Source organism: Eubacterium sulci ATCC 35585 (genome assembly GCA_001189495.1).
GTDB lineage: Bacteria > Bacillota > Clostridia > Peptostreptococcales > Anaerovoracaceae > Eubacterium_B > Eubacterium_B sulci.
The window spans coordinates 953,639-974,291 of the sequence record CP012068.1 but is presented as its reverse complement, the minus strand read 5'-3'; the positions used below and the strand labels follow the sequence as shown (position 1 = coordinate 974,291).

The 20,653-nt window shown below is 37.6% G+C and carries 16 protein-coding genes and 2 pseudogenes; all 18 read left to right on the top strand.

Features of this window, described 5'->3' with window-relative positions; genetic code table 11:
* The first annotated feature begins 44 nt into the window (after nt 1-44).
* The 18 genes and pseudogenes from ADJ67_04510 (at nt 45) to ADJ67_04425 (ending at nt 20,652) form a co-directional block, all read left to right on the top strand.
* Nucleotides 45-1,307: pseudogene (locus tag ADJ67_04510) on the top strand (hypothetical protein).
* Entirely contained in the window at nt 1,301-2,554 is a 1,254-nt protein-coding gene (locus tag ADJ67_04505; protein ID AKT46981.1) for a histidyl-tRNA synthetase, read from the top strand. The pseudogene ADJ67_04510 and the gene ADJ67_04505 overlap by 7 nt, the downstream one beginning before the upstream one ends.
* Before the next feature lie 9 nt (nt 2,555-2,563).
* Nucleotides 2,564-4,339: an aspartyl-tRNA synthetase gene (locus ADJ67_04500; GenBank protein ID AKT46980.1), complete on the top strand. Its 1,776-nt coding sequence runs from the start codon at nt 2,564-2,566 to the stop codon at nt 4,337-4,339.
* Nucleotides 4,339-4,941 (top strand): hypothetical protein, encoded by a 603-nt coding sequence (locus ADJ67_04495; protein AKT46979.1) that lies wholly within the window; start codon nt 4,339-4,341, stop codon nt 4,939-4,941. Before ADJ67_04500 ends, ADJ67_04495 begins: the two co-directional genes overlap by 1 nt.
* Complete coding sequence (locus tag ADJ67_04490) at nt 4,919-5,476, top strand: hypothetical protein (protein ID AKT46978.1); 558 nt, start codon at nt 4,919-4,921, stop codon at nt 5,474-5,476. Before ADJ67_04495 ends, ADJ67_04490 begins: the two co-directional genes overlap by 23 nt.
* Nucleotides 5,477-5,481: 5 nt before the next feature.
* Complete coding sequence (locus ADJ67_04485; protein AKT46977.1) at nt 5,482-5,826, top strand: ribosome-associated protein IOJAP; 345 nt, start codon at nt 5,482-5,484, stop codon at nt 5,824-5,826.
* A gap of 1 nt (nt 5,827) precedes the next feature.
* Nucleotides 5,828-8,305 (top strand): leucine--tRNA ligase, encoded by a 2,478-nt coding sequence (leuS, locus tag ADJ67_04480; GenBank protein ID AKT46976.1) that lies wholly within the window; start codon nt 5,828-5,830, stop codon nt 8,303-8,305.
* Between the two features lie 372 nt (nt 8,306-8,677).
* Nucleotides 8,678-10,315, top strand: a complete 1,638-nt coding sequence (locus ADJ67_04475; protein AKT47674.1) for a ribonuclease J — start codon at nt 8,678-8,680, stop codon at nt 10,313-10,315.
* A gap of 72 nt (nt 10,316-10,387) precedes the next feature.
* Entirely contained in the window at nt 10,388-10,948 is a 561-nt protein-coding gene (locus ADJ67_04470; GenBank protein AKT46975.1) for an elongation factor P, read from the top strand.
* A gap of 60 nt (nt 10,949-11,008) precedes the next feature.
* Nucleotides 11,009-12,043, top strand: coding sequence for a hypothetical protein (locus ADJ67_04465; GenBank protein ID AKT47673.1), 1,035 nt, complete (start codon nt 11,009-11,011; stop codon nt 12,041-12,043).
* 2 nt (nt 12,044-12,045) lie between these two features.
* On the top strand, nt 12,046-12,717 hold the full coding sequence (locus ADJ67_04460; GenBank protein AKT46974.1) for a hypothetical protein: 672 nt from the start codon (nt 12,046-12,048) through the stop codon (nt 12,715-12,717).
* A complete protein-coding gene (locus ADJ67_04455) occupies nt 12,705-13,934 on the top strand; it encodes a peptidase U32 (GenBank protein ID AKT46973.1) in 1,230 nt (409 codons plus the stop codon). The genes ADJ67_04460 and ADJ67_04455 overlap by 13 nt, the downstream gene beginning before the upstream one ends.
* 10 nt (nt 13,935-13,944) lie before the next feature.
* Nucleotides 13,945-15,237: a hemolysin gene (locus tag ADJ67_04450; protein ID AKT46972.1), complete on the top strand. Its 1,293-nt coding sequence runs from the start codon at nt 13,945-13,947 to the stop codon at nt 15,235-15,237.
* Nucleotides 15,224-17,746: a hypothetical protein gene (locus tag ADJ67_04445; protein AKT46971.1), complete on the top strand. Its 2,523-nt coding sequence runs from the start codon at nt 15,224-15,226 to the stop codon at nt 17,744-17,746. Before ADJ67_04450 ends, ADJ67_04445 begins: the two co-directional genes overlap by 14 nt.
* 166 nt (nt 17,747-17,912) lie before the next feature.
* A pseudogene (locus ADJ67_04440) lies at nt 17,913-18,152 on the top strand (hypothetical protein).
* Entirely contained in the window at nt 18,149-18,550 is a 402-nt protein-coding gene (locus ADJ67_04435; GenBank protein ID AKT46970.1) for a hypothetical protein, read from the top strand. Before ADJ67_04440 ends, ADJ67_04435 begins: the two are co-directional and overlap by 4 nt.
* 6 nt (nt 18,551-18,556) lie before the next feature.
* On the top strand, nt 18,557-19,516 hold the full coding sequence (locus ADJ67_04430; protein AKT46969.1) for a hypothetical protein: 960 nt from the start codon (nt 18,557-18,559) through the stop codon (nt 19,514-19,516).
* Entirely contained in the window at nt 19,507-20,652 is a 1,146-nt protein-coding gene (locus ADJ67_04425; GenBank protein ID AKT46968.1) for a hypothetical protein, read from the top strand. Before ADJ67_04430 ends, ADJ67_04425 begins: the two co-directional genes overlap by 10 nt.
* The last annotated feature ends 1 nt before the right edge of the window (nt 20,653 follow it).

The window sequence follows — 20,653 nt, the reverse complement described above, 5'->3', positions numbered from 1 at the left end:
CTCAATATAAGCTTTTCGAAGACGGGCTCGATAATGATAAGGAGATAATTGATCTTAAGAGTGCTTTGATGGGAGAATCAAAGGACGCTATTAAAAGAGAAATATTTCATAAGCTATCTACTTCTACTGGACTTAGGCCTGAATGGGGAATACTTACAGGAATAAGACCTGTAAAGCTATGCGGTGAACTTATTGATGCCCATGGACTTGATGAAGCTAGGCGAGTACTAAAAAATGAATATCTGATTGATGATAACAAGATAGATGTGATTGTCAAAATGTATGGCTACCAAATAGCTTCATTTGGTAAGGCAAAAGACAACTCAGTTGGAATGTATATTGGGATTCCATTTTGTCCGACTAGATGTCTATACTGCTCATTCATCTCAAGTCAAGCCGAAAACGAAAAGCTCGAGGCCTATGTTGATACTTTGATAGAAGAAATAAAGGCAATTGGGTTAAGACTTGATAACTCAGAGTTTCATATAGAATCGCTATATATTGGTGGAGGAACACCGACCACATTAAATGAAAATCAGTTAAATAGACTTCTCGATGCTATAAATAAATATCTTGATATACATAGTATCAAAGAATATACGATAGAAGCTGGAAGGCCTGATACCATTAATCTAGAAAAACTAAAGATAATCAAAGCTCATGGATGTGAGAGAATAAGCATTAATCCTCAGTCTATGAAGTCAGAGACTCTTGTTACTATAGGACGCTCACACACGCCATTAGAGATTGAGAAAGCTTTTGAACTTGCTCATAGTCTTGATTTTAACAGCATAAATGCTGATTTGATAGCTGGACTACCAGGTGAAAAATTATCTGATTTTGATGCTTCACTAGAGAAAATTATTGGCTTAGGAGCTGATAATATTACAATTCATTCCTTGTCTGTAAAGCGTGCTTCAAGGCTTAAGGATGAAGATCCTGCTTTTCATTATAAGCAGTCTAGCATAACTAATTCAATGACCGCTAAAGGCTTTGAAACTCTTTGTAATAGAGGATTTGAACCATATTATCTATATAGACAAAAGCACATGGCAGGAGCTGGTGAAAATATTGGTTATTGTAAACCTGAAAAAGCTGGACTCTATAATATCAGAATTATGGATGAACACCAGAGCATTTTGGCATTAGGTGCAGGTGCCATAAGCAAAAGATTTTATCCCGAGGAGAATAGACTCGAGAGAATTCCAAATGTATCAAACGTAGGACACTATATAAATAGATTAGATGAGATGATTGAAAGAAAAGACAAGATGTTCTTCAATCAGAAGGGAGATGACATATGCTGACAAAGGCACCGAGAGGGACTAAAGATATAATGCCAGATCAAATTTATAAGTGGCATTTTATTGAGAGCAAATTTGCAGCTATATGCAGAAAATATGGCTTTGAGGAGATTAGAACTCCTATATTTGAGCATACAGAGCTCTTTCAGAGAGGTGTGGGTGATACTACAGACATCGTACAGAAAGAGATGTATACCTTTGAGGATAACGGACACAGAAGCATAACTCTTAAACCAGAGGGCACTTCACCAACAGTTAGAGCCTTCCTCGAGAGCAAGCAGTATGCAGAATCGCAGCCTACTAAATATTACTATGAAACTCAGTGTTTCAGATATGAAAAGCCACAATCAGGTAGACTTAGAGAGTTTCATCAGTTTGGAATCGAAGTTTTCGGAAGCAAGAGTATGCTTGCCGATGCTGAAGTAATTGCACTGGCAAACGACTTCCTTACAGATATGGGCATTGAGGAAATCGAACTTAGAATCAACAGTGTTGGATGTCCTACATGTAGAGAAACCTATCGCAAGGCACTTCAGGATTTCCTTAAGCCAAATTATGAGAATCTCTGTGACACATGTAAGGATAGATACGATAGAAATCCTATGAGAATTCTCGACTGTAAGAACGAAAACTGTCAGGAGATAGTTAAGGGTGCGCCTATGATGCTTGATTATCTATGTGACGATTGCAAGGAATCGTTTGAGCAGGTAAAAAGCTATCTAACTGCATCAGAAATAGAGTATACCATAGATCCTAAGATAGTTAGAGGCCTTGATTATTATACTAAGACGGCATTTGAGTTTGTATCAAAGAATATTGGTGCTCAAGGAACAGTTTGTGGTGGCGGAAGATATGATAACCTCATCAAAGAGGTCGGTGATATAGATGTACCAGGTGTAGGATTTGGTCTAGGTATTGAAAGACTCATTTTATTGTTAGATGCGCTAGGTATTGAAATTCCAAAGCCATCAAATGATAGCGTTTTAGTTGCTGTAATGGGCGATAGAGCAAAGCTATTTGGCCTTAAACTCGTTAGCGAGCTGAGGAAAAATGGCATAAATGCACAAATGGATTTGATGGAAAGAAACATCAAAGGACAGTTTAAATACGCTAATAAAATTAATGCAAAATACACCGTTGTCATCGGTGATAATGAACTTGAAACTGAGATGGCATCTGTTAAGAACATGGCAGATTCCAGCCAGAGACAGGTCAAATTTGACGATTTAGTACAGGAACTAAGTCACTAAGGAGGAAGAATGTCAAAGCTAATTAAAAGAACTCACTTTTGCGGAGTACTAAATAAGAATAATATTGGGGAAGAGGTTTCATTAAACGGTTGGGTTGCTAAGCAAAGAAGCCTAGGAAGTCTAATATTTGTTGACCTTAGAGATAAAACAGGTATTGTACAAATCGTCTTTGATGATTCAATCCCACAGGAAATCTTTGATGTAGCTGACAGGCTTAGAAGTGAATTTGTAATAGGTCTTACAGGTGTAGTTAGAGAAAGAAGTTCTAAAAATCCTGACCTTGCAACTGGAGAAATTGAAGTTGTGGCAAATAATCTAGTACTTTATTCAGAATCTGAGACACCTCCAATCTATGTTAAAGATGACGATAATGTAGACTACAATCTTCGTATGAAGTATAGGTATCTCGAGCTCAGAAAGAATAAAATGCAGAGAATACTCAAGATGCGCCATGATATTACAAATGTTACAAGACAGTATTTCTATGGCGAAGGATTTACAGAGGTTGAGACACCAAATCTAATTAAATCGACACCTGAAGGTGCAAGAGACTATCTTGTTCCAAGTAGAGTAAACCCAGGAATGTTCTATGCGCTTCCACAGTCACCGCAGCTCTTTAAGCAGCTTCTTATGGTCAGTGGACTTGATAGATATATTCAGATTGCTAGATGCTTCAGAGATGAAGATTTGAGATCAGATAGACAGCCTGAATTTACTCAGATAGACCTTGAAATGTCATTTGTGGATATGGATGATGTTTTGGCTATTCAGGAAGGATATCTCAAGAAACTGTTCCATGATATTAAAGGCGTTGATATTAAACTTCCACTCAGAAGAATGAGTTATCAAGATGCAATGGAAAGATTTGGCTCTGATAAGCCAGACCTGCGCTTTGGATTTGAACTAAAAGATATAAGCGAGCTTGTGAATGGTACAGAATTCCAAGTATTTAGCAATGCTTTATCAAGTGGCGGAAGCGTAAGAGGTATTTGCATTGACAACGCTTCTGATAAGTTTAGCCGTAAGGATATTGATAAGCTTACTGAGAACGCAAAGCATTACGGAGCTAAAGGTCTTGTATGGATTCGTATTGAAGCAGATGAAATTAAGTCATCTGTTAATAAATTCTTCTCGCAGGAAGAACTTGCAGAAATAGCTAAAGCTTTTGATGCAAAAGCAAATGATTTAATCCTCATAGCTGCAGACAAAAACAAGGTTGTATTTGATACACTTGGCTTCCTAAGAAGACATGTAGCAGATATTTTGGGTCTGCTCGATGATAGCAAGTATGAACTCCTTTGGGTGACAGACTTCCCAATGTTTGAGAAAGATGAGGATACTGGCGCGTTAAAGCCAATGCATCATCCATTTACACATCCTAAGACAGATGAAATTCCAATGTTAGACGAGGATCCATCGAAGGTTAATGCTTATGCATACGACATCGTTATAAACGGATATGAAGCAGGTGGCGGAAGCATCAGAATTCACGAAGCAGACCTCCAGAATAAAATGTTTAAAATCCTAGGTCTAAGCGAAGAAGATTGCCAGCAGAAGTTTGGCTTCCTAATGGATGCGTTTAAATACGGTGCACCACCTCATGGCGGAATTGCATACGGTCTTGATAGACTAGTTATGCTTCTAACTGAGGATCTTGATATTAGAGATGTTGTTGCATTCCCTAAGAATCAGAAAGCACAGTGTCTACTAAGCGGAGCACCTGCTGAAGTCGATTTCGAGCAGCTGAAGGAACTGAGCATAGCTACAGATATAGAAGAACAGTAATGAAAAAAATAGGTATACTTGGCGGGACATTTGATCCTGTACATCTAGGGCATATAGGACTTGCACAGGCAGCATTACATGAGCTTATGCTCGATGAGGTTTTGCTAATGCCTGCCAATAAACAGCCCTTTAAGAAAAACAAACATGTAGAAGATGCATCAAAGCGCCTTAGAATGATTGAACTTGCAACATCAAATTGTGAGCGCATTGGTGTTACGGACATCGAACTACAAAGCGAAGGGCTATCGTATACTTACGACACCTTGATGAAGTTAATGAAAATATACCCAGATACTGAAATCTGTTTCATCTTGGGAAGCGATTCACTCCTTAGAATTGAATCATGGTATAAAGGAAAGGAACTTCTCAAGCTTTGTTCGTTTGCAGTTGGCTTAAGACCAGGCGATGATAGAACAATGCTAAGAGATGAAGCTGATAGATTAATGCATGATTATGGTTGTAAAATCGCTCTTTTAGAGGATTTAATGAAACCTATAAGCTCTACAGCTATTAGAGAACATGTACATAATAAGGAAAGCATTTCTGGACTGGTTGGTTCGGAGGTAGAAGAATATATATATGAACAAGGATTATATACTTAAGTTTGTAGATGAAACCTTAACAGATAAGCGTAAAATTCATACAGCAGGTGTGAGGGATATGGCGCTAAAACTCTGTGACATATATGGAGCAGATAAGGAAAAGGTAGAAATAGCTGCTCTTTGCCACGATTTATACAGGGGAAAGAGTATAGAAGAGCTTAATAATCTTGTTAGAAAGTATAATCTAGGTGATGAATATATAGATAATCCTAATCTCGCACATGGAAAAATTGCAGCTGCGGTTATGAAGGATATTTTAAAGATTGACGATGATGATATTTTAAATGCTGTAAGCTTTCATACGACTGGAAGACCAGCGATGTCTCAGATAGAGAAAATCATTTATATATCTGATGCGATAGAGATTAATAGAAAGCCATATCCAAATCTGGAAAAGATAAGAGAACTCGCACTCACAGACCTTAATAAGGCATGTGAGATGTCTCTCAAAAATACGATTAATTTTCTGAATGAATTAAATAAAAATATAGATGAAGATACTTTAGATGCATATAGGTATTTTCAAGAAAGGTAGAAAATATGAGCAGTAAAGATATTGCAATTAAACTAGCTGAACTGTTGGACAGTAAGAAGGCTGAGGATATTGTCGTAATAGACATAGCAGAAAAGTCTTCTTTTGCTGATTTTCTTGTAGTTGCGAGCGGAACTTCTGATAGACATATAGAATCTTTGATTGATGACGTTGAAGATCTTGCGGCACAGGATGGTGTTCCAACAAAGGGAATAGAAGGAAAGAATGGTACAGGCTGGATATTACTAGACCTTGGCGATGTTATCGTCAATATTTTCAGTCGTGAAATGAGATCTAAATATAATATAGAGAAAGTTTGGGCCGACTGTGAAATGACCCATGTGGAGGAATAGTATGGAACAAAGATATGATTTTAAAAATATAGAAAAGAAGTGGCAGAAATACTGGGATGAGAACAAATCTTTTAAGGTAGTAGAAGACAAAAATAAGGAAAAATATTATGTTCTTGAAATGTTTCCATACCCATCTGGCAAGCTTCATATGGGACATGTAAGAAACTATTCAATAGGTGATGTAATCGCTAGAACCAAGAAAATGCAAGGATTTAACGTTCTTCATCCAATTGGATTTGACTCTTTTGGTCTTCCAGCAGAAAACGCTGCAATCAAGCATGGCGTTGCCCCTGATAAATGGACATGGGAAAACATCCATGAAATGGAAGATAACCTAAAATCACTAGGACTATCATATGACTGGGATAGAGAGGTACAGACATGTAGTCCGGATTACTATAAGTGGATGCAGTGGATTTTCATTCAGTTCTACAAAAAAGGGCTAGCATACAAGAAGGATAATCCAGTTAACTGGTGTCCTAGTTGCCAAACAGTACTTGCAAACGAGCAGGTAGTTGACGGATGCTGTGAAAGATGTGGAACTGTTGTAGGTAAGAAAAATCTATCACAGTGGTATCTAAAGATAACAGAATACGCTGATAAGCTTCTAGCTAACCTAGATGAACTAGAAGGATGGCCTGAAAAAGTTAAAGTAATGCAGAAGAACTGGATTGGACGTTCAGAAGGTGCTTTAATTAGCTTTCCAATAAAGGATTCCGATAAAGTTCTTGATGTTTTCACAACTCGTGCAGATACTGTTTTTGGTGTAACATCAATGGTTGTTGCACCTGAACACCCATACTTGCTAGAGCTTGTTGAGGGAACGGAACAGGAAGAAGCTGTCAAGGCCTATATTGAAGAAGTTTCACATAAGAACGATATTGAGAGAACTTCAACAACTAATGAAAAGACAGGTGTTTTCACCGGTAGATATACAATTAATCCACTAAATGGCAAAGAAGTTCCAATCTATGTATCTGACTATGTTCTCATCGGATATGGTACTGGTGCAATCATGGTTGTGCCAGCTCACGATCAGAGGGACTTTGATTTTGCAAAGAAATTTGGAATAGAGATTATTCCTGTAGTTGAACCAGCTGATAAGGATGTAGATGTAAACAATCTAAAAGAAGCCTTCGCAGCAGAAGGAAAAATGATCAACTCGGGTAAATTTGATGGTCTAGACAATAAAGAAGCAATAGCTGCGGTTATAGATTACCTAGAAAGCGAAAACAAAGGTCACAAGACTATAAACTTTAGGCTAAGAGACTGGCTTATTTCACGTCAGCGCTACTGGGGAACTCCTATACCAATGGTATACTGCGATAGCTGTGGATGGGTTCCAGAAAATGAAGAAAACCTTCCAATACTTCTTCCTAAAGACGTTGAGTTTACAGGTAAGGGAGAATCACCTCTATCAACATCAAAGACCTTTGCTGACTGCAAGTGCCCTAAGTGTGGAAAAGCCGCTAAGAGAGAGCTTGATACAATGGACACCTTCCTTGATTCATCATGGTATTTCTTAAGATATTGTGATGCAAAGAACGACAAAGCTGCATTTGATAAGGATAAAACAGATTACTGGATGAATGTTGATCAGTATATCGGTGGTGTTGAGCATGCAATTCTTCACCTTATGTACGCTCGTTTCTTCCAGATGGCACTACATGACCTAGGTCTTGTAAAAGACGAAGAACCGTTCAAGAACCTTCTAACTCAAGGAATGGTTAACAAGGACGGATCAAAGATGAGTAAATCAAAGGGAAATGTTGTCAGCCCTGAGGAGATTATCAATAAATACGGAGCTGACACAGCTAGATTATTCATCCTGTTTGCTGCACCTCCTGAGAAAGAACTTGAATGGTCAGATCAGGGTGTAGAAGGCAGCTATAGGTTCCTAAACCGTGTATATAGACTTGTAAGTGAGTTTGTCGAAAAATATGGTACAGACATTGACACATCAAAGGTTGAAGCAATTACAGATGAAGATAAGCAGCTTAACTTTGTTCTTAATTCAGCAATCAGCAAGGTAACAGAGGATACAAATGGTCGCTTTAATTTCAATACAGATATAAGTGCTATTATGGAGCTTGTTAATGAGCTTTATAAGTATAAGGAACTTAACAATATAAACAAAGAACTTTTAGCATTTACTATTGAAAAAACAGTAACTATACTTTCACCATTTGCACCGCACCTATGCGAAGAGCTTTGGGAGGCTCTTGGACATGAAGGCTCAGTAGGCGACGAGACATGGCCAAGCTTTGATGAGTCAGCACTTGTAAAATCAACAGTTGAAATAGTTGTTCAGGTTAATGGAAAACTCAAAACAAAGATGGATATACCTGGAGATTTCGGCAAAGCTGAGATGGAAAAGCTTGTTTCAGAGTCTGCTGAAATCAAAGAGTTTATTGCAGATAAAAATGTTGTAAAGATAATTGCTGTACCGGGAAGACTTATCAACATCGTTGTTAAGTAGAGGTTTTATATGAAAAATACAAACATATCAAAATCTAACGGAAATAGCAAGGCAGGTTCTACTACATCAAAGAAACGCACTGGCGAGAGAAGAGACGGTCAAAAGAAAAAGGCTAACCTAGGCTCACATAAGCCTAAGAAAAATCAGCAAGCAGCTGCAAGTGCTAAACCAAAGAAATCTCAGGGTAAACAGAGCACGCCAGCTAAAACCCAAAATAATAAAACTCAGCATCCGGCTAAAAAAACAACTAACAGATCAAATTCTGCTGTTACTAAGCCATCTACTAGGTCAAATAGACCTAGTACAAATGCTGTAAAAAAATCTAGCAAACCAGCTGGTACAAAAACAAGAAAAACTAATGATTTTCTTAAAATCATACCTCTTGGTGGATTAAATGAAATCGGAAAGAATATTACTATTTTGGAGTACCGAGATCAAATTTTGATTATCGACTGCGGAATGTCATTTCCTGAAGACGATATGTACGGAATCGATGTAGTTATTCCTGATTTTAGCTATCTTGAGAAAAATGCAAATAAGATTGTTGGACTTGTAATTACACATGGTCACGAAGACCATATAGGTGCAATACCTTATTTTCTAAGAAAAGTTAACGTGCCTATCTTCGCAACAAGAATCACTCTTGGACTTATTGAAAATAAGCTAAAGGAAAGAGGAATTTCAGGAAATCTACATGTAATAACTGCTGGGGATAAATTCCGAGTAGGTGAGTTTACAGTTCAAACTATACGAACAACTCATTCAGTTGCTGATGCTATAAGCCTTAATATATCAACACCAGCAGCCACACTGTTCCATACAGGTGACTTTAAGATAGACTATACTCCTATTGATGGAGAGCCTATTGACCTTCAGAAGTTTGCTGAAATTGGAATGCAGGGCGTAGATATCATGCTTGCAGATAGTACAAATGCTACTAGAAAAGGCTTTACAAAATCCGAGAAATTTGTAGGTGAAGCTCTTGATAAAATATTTAGCAGAGCCAAAGGCCGTATCATTATTGCCACATTCTCTTCTAATGTACATCGTGTGCAAAAGATAATAGAACTCGCAATCAAATACGGTAGAAAGTTTACTGTTTCTGGAAGAAGCATGGATAATGTTGTGAATCTTGCACAGGAGCTAGGATATATCAAATTTCCTAAGGGAAGCTATGTTGAGCTAAACAAAGCAAATAATATTCCTGATAACGAGATGGTAATCATCACTACGGGAAGCCAGGGTGAGCCTATGTCAGCCTTGACACGTATGGCAAACGATGAACACAAAAATGTAAAGCTCAAGAAGGGCGATATGGTAATTCTTTCATCTTCGCCTGTTCCAGGAAACGAGAAGAGCGTATCAAATGTTGTAAACCGAATATACGACAAGGAAGTCGATGTAATTTACAATGATATCGCAGACATCCATGTATCTGGACACGCTTGCCAGGAGGAGCTAAAGCTAATACAGTCACTTATTAAGCCGAAGTTCTTCATGCCTGTGCACGGTGAATCTAGACATCTAAAGGAGCACGCTAAACTTGCCGAAAGCCTAGGGCAAAAGCCTGAGAATATCTTTATTCTATCAAATGGAGATCAGCTCAGCGTAAACAAGGAACGTGCTATAAAGTTTGAAAATGTTGTAAGCGCAGATGATATACTTGTTGATGGACTAGGAGTTGGAGATGTTGGAAACATCGTTCTAAAAGATAGAAAACTACTTTCAGAATCAGGACTTATTATCGTAGTTGCATCTGTAGATATAAAGGCAGGAATTTTAGTTTCAGGGCCAGAGATAGTATCTAGAGGTTTCATATACGTAAAGGAAAACGAAGATATTATCAATAAAGCTAAGGAAATTGCAGAAAGAAGCATAAACGACAGCCTAAGCTATAGAAATGTAGATTGGAATGAAATGAAGACTTCTGTAATTGAAGATCTGAGAAAGTTTATCTACAAAAATACACATAGAAGCCCGCTAATACTTCCAATTTTTATGGATGTATAAAAATATTGTTAAATAGGCATAAATTTGCTATAATATACGGTATCGAAATCAGTATAAGAAAGAGAGAAAAACATGATTACAGCAGGAGATTTTAGAAAAGGTATAACTTTTGAGATCAATGGTGAACCATATGTAATACTTGACTTCCAGCATGTAAAGCCAGGTAAGGGTGCTGCTTTTGTAAGAACAAAATATAAGAACATCATCACAGGAGCAACAAGAGAAGAAGCTTTCAACCCAAGTGATAAGTTTGAGAACGCTCGTATAGATACAAAGACAATGCAGTATCTATATAACGATGGAGATCTATATTACTTCATGGACAATGAGTCATATGAGCAGATTCCTATCGGTAAGGACCAGGTAGAAGAAGCTATGAAGTACCTAAGAGAAAACGATGAAGCTACAATTAAGTTCTATAACGAAAAGCCGTTCCTAGTAGAGGCTCCAAACTTCGTTAACCTGACTGTAATTGAGACAGAGCCTGGCGTAAAAGGCGATACTGCTACAAACGTAACAAAGGCAGCTACAGTTGAAACAGGTGCTGTAATACAAGTTCCAATTTTCATAAACGAAGGCGAAAAGATTCAGATAGATACAAGAAGTGGCGAGTATCTAGGTAGAGCAAAATAATAACTATGAGAAGAGGGGGAACGCATATTGCGTTCCCCTTACATACATATAAAGGATAATATGAAAAGTAAATTTAAAAAATTCATTTTGTCTGTAGTAATCTTGCTTGTTATAGCTTTAGGATGCTCATTTTACTATGTGCATTCAGCTGGTAAGCCATTTGATGCTAAGTCAGACAAGAGAATAAACATAGAGGTAGTTCAGGGAGCTACTGTAAAAACAATATCAGATGAGCTTGAGAAAAAGGGTGTAATTAAGTCATCCTTTGCGTTTAGGCTATATTGTAAGGTACATGGGCTGGATAATGGATTTCAGGCCGGAAGCTATTTGTTCTCACCGTCAATGAGTGCAGAAGATATAGCAAAAGACCTTAAAACCGGAAATGTAGATAATACAACTTTCACCATTCCAGAAGGATATACTACAAAGCAAATCGCCAAAAAATTATCCAAAGATGGTGTAGTTGATTACGATAAATTTATGAATGCTGTTGCTAACGAAAAATTTGACTATAGCTTTTTAGATGATTCTGTGCAAGGTGAAAGCAGACTAGAAGGCTTCTTGTTTCCAGATACTTATTCTGTTCCAAAGGGATCAAGCGAGAAGTTTATAATAAACGAGATGCTTAAACGCTTTGATGAGGTATACACACCTGACATGCGTAAAAAAGCTAAGAAGATGGGATATACAGATAGAGAGATAGTCACAGTAGCTTCTATTATCGAAAGAGAGACTGTTTTAGACGATGAGAGGGCAAAGGTTGCCAGTGTAATCTATAACAGATTAAATAAGAATATGAAGCTTCAGATGTGCTCTTGCGTGCAGTTTCTGCTTGGAAAACAGAAGCATTTCCTAGACGAAAATGATATATCAATTGAATCACCATATAATACATATATATATGAAGGGCTTCCACCTGGACCTATAGCTTGCCCAGGTAAAGCTTCACTTGAAGCAGCCCTAAATCCAGCAAAGACAGATTATATTTACTTTGTTGTGAGCGATAAGGGTGATGGCTCTATGAAATTCTCTAAGGACTATGACGAATTCTTAAAAAACAAGGAAGATTATTATGCTTCAGTTGAGGGTAAATAAGTATGGCAAATCTTAGAGATGATATTAGAGACTATATAAACAGCTTTTACGAGCCTATATGCGATGAGCTTATGGGTCTTAGACTGATGTCAGAAGAGGAATATATTCCAGTTATCAGAAGAGATACTGAGATGTTTCTTAGAACTGTTTTAGAGAGCAAGAGACCTAAGAAAATACTAGAGATAGGTACTGCTATTGGGTATTCTGCAATGTATTTTTCTAGAATATGTAAAGATGCAGAGATATATTCTATAGAAAAGGATGAAGAAATACTTGAGATAGCAAAGAAAAATGTGGCTTCATTTGATAACTCGGGTAGAATTCATTTTATGCTCGGCGATGGTCAGGAGCAATGCGATAAGCTCTTTGATATGGGAATATCAGACTTTGATTTTGTATTAATAGATGCGGCAAAGAGTCATTACAGACGTTTCTTTGATGCAGCAGTTAGAGTCTGTGCAAATAATGCAATCATAATTTCTGATGATATTTGGCAAAGAGGTGTCACTGTTTCAGAGAAATACGATTGTAAAGCTAAACATCGTACAAATGGAAGAAGAATGAATGAGTTTTTGAGTTTTCTAACTCATTGCCCATATCTTCATACTACTTTGCTTGACATAGGTGATGGATTAGCATTAAGTGTTTATAAGGGGAATACATGCAAAGAATAGAATTATTAGCACCTGCGGGTGATTTAGAAAAGCTAAAAATAGCTATTGAATACGGTGCAGATGCCGTATATTTTGGTGGTCAGATGTTCAGCCTTAGAGCTGGAGCTGGTGGCTTCACCAAGGAAGACATGATTGAGGGACTTGAGTTTGCTCATGAGAGAGGTAAGAAGTGCTACATGACGCTTAATATCTTTGCTCATAATGAAGACATCAAGCCTTTGACAGAATATCTTCATTCAATAAAGGAGCTTCCAATAGATGCATTCTTAATTTCTGATCCAGGAATCATGGCACTCATCAAGGATATTATTCCAAATGCTGAGATACATCTTTCAACTCAGGCTAACATGACAAACTATGCAACCGCAAATTTTTGGTACAATATGGGGCTTAAGCGCCTTGTTTTAGCTAGAGAATTGTCTCTTGCAGAGATTGAAGAACTGATGAAAAACATTCCAGAAGATCTAGAAATTGAGGCTTTCGTACACGGTGCAATGTGCATTTCATATTCAGGAAGATGCTTGCTCAGTAATTTCATGGCTGATAGAGATTCAAATAGAGGAAGATGTGCACATCCTTGTCGCTGGAAATATGCACTTCAGGAGGAGAAGAGACCTGGAGAATATTATCCAATAGAAGAGGATGAGCGCGGTACATACATAATGAATTCCAAGGATCTATGTATGATAGAGCATATTGAAGACCTTGCTAAGTCAAACATTGCTTCAGCTAAGATTGAAGGCAGAAATAAGAGCATTTTTTATCTTGCTATTGTAATTGGTGCATATAGAAGAGCTATTGATGCATACTATGAAGGCAGATACGATGATGCCGAAAAAGAGCAGTGTCTAATTGAGCTAAGTAAGGCGAGCCATAGGGAGTTTACAACTGGATTCTACTATGAAAAAGCTGATGAGGATGCACAAAACTACAAGTCATCTTCATATGTCAGAGAATATTCCTTTGTCGGTATGATTAAGGGATATGACGAAGAAACATCTATGGCGATCGTACAGCAGAGAAATAAGATGCTAATTGGCGATACCGTGGAGATATTTGGACCTGATTGCAGAGCATTTGAACAAACCATCACAGAGATGTACGACCTAGAAACGGGGGAAGCACTAAAGAGCGCTCCTCATCCACAGCAAATGCTTAAGATTAAAGTAGATAGACCGGTTAAAGTCAATTATATGATGCGTAAGGAAACGAAATAAAGGAGATAACATGTCAAGTGACCCCATTAGCCCAAGTTTAGGAATATCGATAATAGCAGCATTGATGTTGCTTCACGCTTTGATAATACTCTGCAACACTGCATTTAGCAATGTTAGCTTTAATAGGGTTCTAATCCCAAATTCAGCAGGAAAAGACAAAAAGGGAATCCTTGTTGAGAAGATTCTTCAGAAACCTTTTAGATGCAGATATACAAATAGAATTGTGAATTACGCCTGTATAATAGCAGGTGCTGTTATCGTTTTGTTAATGCCTTGCAGAATCTACGTGGGATTGCCTGTATACTTTGCAGTGCTACTAATTTTAGGCGAGCTCTTTCCAAGAAAGCTCGCAATTCAGCATAGCGATATAATCGTATATAAATTTTCAGGCTTTCAGAATTTCATTTTGATAGTATTTTATCCAATCGTTATAATTTCTAAGTTTTTTACCGATATAGTACTTAAGATTTTCCGTCAAAATACGAAGATTGAAATAAATAGATTCTCTGAGGAAGATGTAATGTCCATGCTTGAAGCTGGACAGCAAAGCGGTGACATCAAAGAAGAAGGCAAGAAGATGATCAACAGTATCTTCGAATTCGATGATGAGCTAGCATATGAAATTATGACACCGAGAACTGATGTTTTCCTCATAGATCTAGACGATCCAGCAGAAGAATACATGGATCAGCTCATGGAGCTTAGATATTCAAGAATTCCAGTATGTGAAGGTGAATCTGACAATATCATAGGTATTCTTCATATCAAAGATTATCTTATTAAGGCAAGAGAAGACGGCTTTGAAAATGTAGATATCAAATCAATACTAAGAAAGCCTTACCTAGTTCCAGAAACTAAGAACATAGACTCTCTTTTCTTTGAATTACAAAAGGAGAGACAGCACATAGCCATTTTGATAGATGAATATGGTGGATTTAGTGGAATCGTTACCATGGAAGATATTATCGAAGAGGTAATGGGTGAAATTGACGACGAGTACGACGAAGAGGAATTCTCACTACATAAGGTAGATGATTCCACATATATTATCAACGGTAAGGCAAATCTAGATGACCTTAACGAAGAACTCAATATAGAGCTTGAGTCGGATAATAGTGAGACCTTGGGCGGATTTCTCATCGATTTACTTGGAGAAATTCCAACAGAGGATGAGACTGACCGCGTAATTAAATTTAAGAACTTTGAATTTACAATTCTATCTGTTAAGGATAGACGAATAGAAAGCATCAAAATGAGTATCTTGCCTGAGCAAGAGGAAGATATGGAAGATGAAGAGCAATAAACTCACTCTTGGCATATTTGCTTCAGCAGATGCAGGTAAAACAACACTTTCAGAGAATATTCTATTTAGCTCAGGTGTTACAAGACGCCTAGGCCATGTAGATGATGGTGACACTTTGCTAGATAGCGATATCATGGAAAGAAAACGTGGTATAACTATTTTTTCAAAGGAAGCAAGATTCAGTGCAGGTGATATGGATGTCGTGCTTATCGACACTCCAGGTCACATTGACTTTGCTGCGGAAGCCGAAAGGAGCCTAAACGTACTTGATGCTGCTATTTTAATTATATCGTCTGAGGGCGTAAATAAACGTACAAGACAGATTTGGAGCAAGCTAGATAGATATGCTATTCCTAGAATTATCTTTGTTAATAAGTGTGATCTAGCATCTTTTGATAAGGAGAAGATAAGCACGCAGCTTCAAAGCCTATCATCAGCTGTTTTTGATGCAGTTAAGTTACAGAACATTGATGAAGCTATTAACGAAAAAATTGCTTTTAGCAGTGATTATGCACTTGATATCTTTGAACAAAAAGCATGCTTTGATCAGCAAGACCTAAAGATGCTTGTAAATAAAGCTGCTCTTTTTCCATGCGTTTATGGTTCTGCACTAAGGGGCGATGGCGTAAAAGAGCTTATTAGCTTGCTTTCATATTTTGATGTGAAGCGGGAATACGATGATGCTTTCAGCTGTTTTGTATATAAGATTACAAGAGACAAAAGCGGAAGCAGGCTTTCGCATGTAAAAATTACTGGCGGGAGTGTTTCACTAAAGCAAAGCATTAATGACGAGAAAATAAACGATATAAGATTTTATAACGGAGACAAGTTTATATCAAAGCAAGAAGCCTCTGCAGGTGAAATTTGCGTACTTACAGGCCTGGAAAAAACGCTTTCAGGTCAGCTTATTGACAGAAATAAGATAGCCATCATGCCTAAAAGCGATGCCTCTGCAGTAAGTAGAAAATTAATATTACCAAATGGAGCTGATTTTCATAGTGCAGCTAAAGAACTGAATAAGATATTTGAAGAGCTACCTGAGATACAACTAGAAATTGAAAACTCAGAGGATATAAGAGTTTCACTCTCTGGCGAACTACAGCTTCAGACACTTTCTCAGATTATCGAAAGAAGGCTAGGATATTCAGTTGAATTTGGGGATGAATCCATAACATATTTAGAGACTATATCAAAGAGTGTTGAAGGCTATGGACATTTTGAGCCATTAAAGCACTATGCTGAGGTTCATGTTAGATTAATTCCTCTGCCACATGGTTCAGGAATAAAAGTAAGCTCTTTGTGTAGTGAGACAGAGCTTCCGCTTGGAAAGCAAAACAAAATTCTTAATATACTTCAGAATTATGATCATAAGGGCGCTCTCATAGGTGCAAGGCTTACCGATGTCGAAATCGTTTTGCTTCATGCACGTGAACATGCAAGACATACAGAAGGCGGAGATTTTCTAGAAGCTTCAAGGCGCGCGGTAAGACAAGCGCTCATGAAAGCAAACTCTTTGCTTTTAGAACCAGTTTATAGCTTTGAAATATCCGTCTCAAGTGATGACTTTGGCAAAGTAAACTCTGAACTTGCTAAATTAGGTGCTACCATAGATTCACATGTATTAAATGGCGATATAATCGAGCTAAAAGGGAGTGCTCCTGTAGTTAGTTTAAAACCTCATTTAGAGGAATTTTCGACATTTAGTCATGATGGCTCAAGCTTTGATATAAGCAGTGGTGGATATCTCCCATGTAGAAATAGTGAAGAAGTTATAATTAGCCATAGATATAATCCTGATGAAGACCTTGATAATCCATCTTCTTCAATTTTTACAAGAAACGGCAGCGGTGTATCTATTAGCTGGCAGGAATGTGAAGAGTTCATGCATATTAAACCTTATGTGAAGCGATCATCCTCTGGTTCTGAAAGAAATAGTGATTATCCTAGGCGAAGTCTAGATGAAATATTCGAACAGACCTATGGCAAAAAGGACATAAGTCATGTCAAATATAAGAAAGTCATAAGACCTGAGCCTGATGAACATAAACATCCATCAAAACCACTTCGAAACAAAGTAAATGCAAAGCATGTTCTCTTAGTAGATGCATACAATCTCATACATGCAAATACAGAACTAAAAGAGCTAGCAAGACTTGATCTAGGAGCTGCTAGAGAAAAACTATCGGAAACTGTTGCAGAATACGCAGCTGTGAAGGGATTTGAACCGATAATTGTCTTTGATGCATATAAAAACAAAGACAAACTTGCAAGCAAGGAAGAGACCCTGGGTGTTTCACTCATATTCACAGCAAGTAATGAAACGGCTGATAGCTATATAGAAAGATATGTATTTGAGCACATCAAAAGTGAAAACATCACAGTTGTGACATCTGATAGGCTCGAACAGATGACAATATTTCAAATGGGTGCAAACCGGCAGTCGGCAAGCGATTTCTTTAAGGAATTTGATTTGTTAAAAGCCCAGCTGATGCCTCGCTTATTGCACTGAATAAGTAAAAATGATATAATTTCAGTGTCTATGGAGGTAGTCTATAGTGAGTAACGAAAGCATATATGGAGTTCGCTTATCCAATGATTTCATAGCAATTTGCATAGCTTCTTGCGTCAGATCAATTGAAGGCGTAATTGATTTTGATGATAGCATTCCTCAGAATTTGAGCATAAACATGCTTAAGCGTGAGGCAAAAGCAAGCAGGGGAGTTAAGCTATACAAAAAAAACGATGCATTAGGCATAGACCTATACATAATCGTATCATACGGCGTGCAAATTCCACAGCTAGCTTGGCAGATACAGAAAACTGTAAAAAGCTATGTCAAGGATGTTATTGGAATAAATACAGAAGAGATAAATGTACATGTACAAGGTGTACGCATATTAGGAGAGAACTTATGACAAGACAGAATGCGCGTGAGATTATTATGCAAATCCTTTATCAACTCGATGTGAACAATGAATTCGATATTGATGAACAAGGAAAGTATTTAGAAAATCTCGAGATGGGGAAACAAGAGGAGTATTGCAGAAACCTGCTCTCACTTGTTTGCAATAAGAAGTCAGAAATCGACGAGAAGATTTCTGCTAACTGTCGTAACTGGACTGTAAGTAGAATGCCAAAGACAGATCTTGCAGTTCTAAGACTTGCTGTATGTGAGATTCTCTTTTTAGACGAAATGCCTGATTCAGTTTCAATTAACGAGGCTGTAGAGCTCGCAAAGAAGTATGGAGAGGAAAAATCATCTTCATATATCAATGGAATCTTAGGTTCCATTTCAAGATCAAAGGAAAATTAGAACTAAATGAAGTATTCACTTGGCATAGATACAAGCAATTATAAGACTTCGATAGCGCTTACTAATATCGACGGTGATATAGTCTATGATAAGAGAATTCTGCTAAATGTGGATAAAGGAAAGCGCGGACTAAGACAGCAGGAAGCGCTTTTTCAGCATATCAACAATTTGCCCATTATTTTTGATGATATGTTTAGAAACTTTGATGCATGTGATATAGCATGTGTATCCGTCTCTGATAAGCCAAGGAACATATCTGGCTCATACATGCCAGCATTTCTAGCTGGAGTATCACAGGCAAATGTACTTGCTAGCAGTCTTAAATGCCCTTTATATAGGTTTTCACACCAAGATGGACATGTACGCGCAGCATCAAGATTTACCGAGCTTAGCGATTCAAAGCACTACGTGAGTTTGCATTTTTCAGGAGGAACTACAGAGGTTCTTTTATATGAAGATGGAGAGCTTAGCATTATAGGTGGAACAAAGGATATTTCATTTGGGCAGTTACTTGACCGTATAGGGACAGAGCTAGGCCTGATTTTTCCATGTGGAGAAGAGCTTGATAACATTGCTTATGACCGCTTAAACCAGTCTAATTTATCAAAGAAAATTAATCTTCCAAAGATAAAATCTAAATCAGGATATATCAATCTTTCTGGTATAGAATCTGCGGTTTTTAGATATATTGACGGAAGAACATTAGACAAAGATGATTTAAATCATCTTATACTAGGTGTTTTTTCTAGCATTAGTTCAGCTATTTTGGATATGCTAGAAGACGTATATGACGGATATAGAATTAATGATTTCTTGTTTGCAGGAGGGGTATCCTCGAGCAAGACATTAAGAAAAATGCTTGATGAAGCAGATGCAAAGCATAATTTTGTATTTTGCGAGCCAAGGCTTTCATCAGATAATGCAATAGGAATATCTTTGCTTGGAGGTGAAAAAATATGGCAATAAAACCTGTTTCAGTTTCCATGCTGAACGAGTATATAGGCAAGGTTATTGCTACAGATCCTCTTCTTTGTAATGTAGTAGTCAAAGGAGAGATAACCTCAATCAAATATCACGGAACAGGACATGTTTATTTCAGCATTTCTGACCATAAGAGTAAAATCAACTGCTTTTTGGCTAAGCAAAGAGCAATGCTACTCACCGAGATGCTAAGTGATGGTGATGAAGTAATTCTCACTGGACAAGTAAGTGTTTATCAAAAAGGTGGATACTACTCACTTAATGTCACTAGCGTAGAGATAGAAGGCGAGGGTGCTTTAGCTGCTGAATTTGCAAAGATAAAGGCAAGACTAGAAAAAGAAGGACTCTTTGATCCAAAGCACAAGAAACCACTTCCTGCATTTCCAAAGCATATTGGAGTAGTTACATCTGAGACGGGTGCTGCTGTAAAGGATATACTAGCAATAATTCAATCAAGAACAAGACTTACGGATGTCAGCATATTCCCAGTCGCGGTTCAGGGCGATAGAGCCCCATCAGAAATAAGTCAAATGATTAAATTCCTTTCTGATACTAGAAGTGACGACCTAGATCTTTTGATAGTCGGTAGAGGTGGAGGCTCACCTGAAGACCTGATGGTTTTTAACAGTGAAGAGTTAGCAAGAAGCATATTCGACTGCAAGATACCTGTAATATCTTCAGTAGGACATGAGATTGACTTTACTATATCCGATTTTGTTGCCGATGTAAGGGCAGAGACCCCTACAGCTGCTGCTGAACTTGCAGTACCAGACATGAAACTTTTATATGAGAAAATCAATAAATTGCACGAGGATATTTCCCTTAATCTAAGCAATAGACTCATGTACGATGAGATAAGGATAAAAAACATCCATGACAGCATTTCTCACATTTTGACTAATAAAATTCAAAGCTATGAAAACACGCTCAATCAGCTCGCTATTTTGCTGAGCGAAAATAATCCTAAGGCAATACTTGAGCGAGGATATAGCATACTTTCAGACGAAAATGGCATGCCGATAGCTAGTGTAAGCAGGCTCCAAAACGAAGCAAGCTACAAGCTCAATCTTTCCGATGGAAGTGCAAATTGCAGGATTTATGACATATTGGAGGACGTATAAT

Bases quoted from the DNA above. Each gene is read 5' to 3' on its own strand.
- ADJ67_04495 (AKT46979.1), top strand. From the start codon at position 4,339: ATGAAAAAAATAGGTATACTTGGCGGGACATTTGATCCTGTACATCTA.
- ADJ67_04450 (AKT46972.1), top strand. From the start codon at position 13,945: ATGTCAAGTGACCCCATTAGCCCAAGTTTAGGAATATCGATAATAGCA.
- ADJ67_04505 (AKT46981.1), top strand. From the start codon at position 1,301: ATGCTGACAAAGGCACCGAGAGGGACTAAAGATATAATGCCAGATCAA.
- leuS (AKT46976.1), top strand. From the start codon at position 5,828: ATGGAACAAAGATATGATTTTAAAAATATAGAAAAGAAGTGGCAGAAA.
- ADJ67_04435 (AKT46970.1), top strand. From the start codon at position 18,149: ATGACAAGACAGAATGCGCGTGAGATTATTATGCAAATCCTTTATCAA.
- ADJ67_04470 (AKT46975.1), top strand. From the start codon at position 10,388: ATGATTACAGCAGGAGATTTTAGAAAAGGTATAACTTTTGAGATCAAT.
- ADJ67_04425 (AKT46968.1), top strand. From the start codon at position 19,507: ATGGCAATAAAACCTGTTTCAGTTTCCATGCTGAACGAGTATATAGGC.
- ADJ67_04485 (AKT46977.1), top strand. From the start codon at position 5,482: ATGAGCAGTAAAGATATTGCAATTAAACTAGCTGAACTGTTGGACAGT.
- ADJ67_04490 (AKT46978.1), top strand. From the start codon at position 4,919: ATGAACAAGGATTATATACTTAAGTTTGTAGATGAAACCTTAACAGAT.
- ADJ67_04500 (AKT46980.1), top strand. From the start codon at position 2,564: ATGTCAAAGCTAATTAAAAGAACTCACTTTTGCGGAGTACTAAATAAG.
- ADJ67_04445 (AKT46971.1), top strand. From the start codon at position 15,224: ATGAAGAGCAATAAACTCACTCTTGGCATATTTGCTTCAGCAGATGCA.
- ADJ67_04465 (AKT47673.1), top strand. From the start codon at position 11,009: ATGAAAAGTAAATTTAAAAAATTCATTTTGTCTGTAGTAATCTTGCTT.
- ADJ67_04460 (AKT46974.1), top strand. From the start codon at position 12,046: ATGGCAAATCTTAGAGATGATATTAGAGACTATATAAACAGCTTTTAC.
- ADJ67_04430 (AKT46969.1), top strand. From the start codon at position 18,557: ATGAAGTATTCACTTGGCATAGATACAAGCAATTATAAGACTTCGATA.
- ADJ67_04455 (AKT46973.1), top strand. From the start codon at position 12,705: ATGCAAAGAATAGAATTATTAGCACCTGCGGGTGATTTAGAAAAGCTA.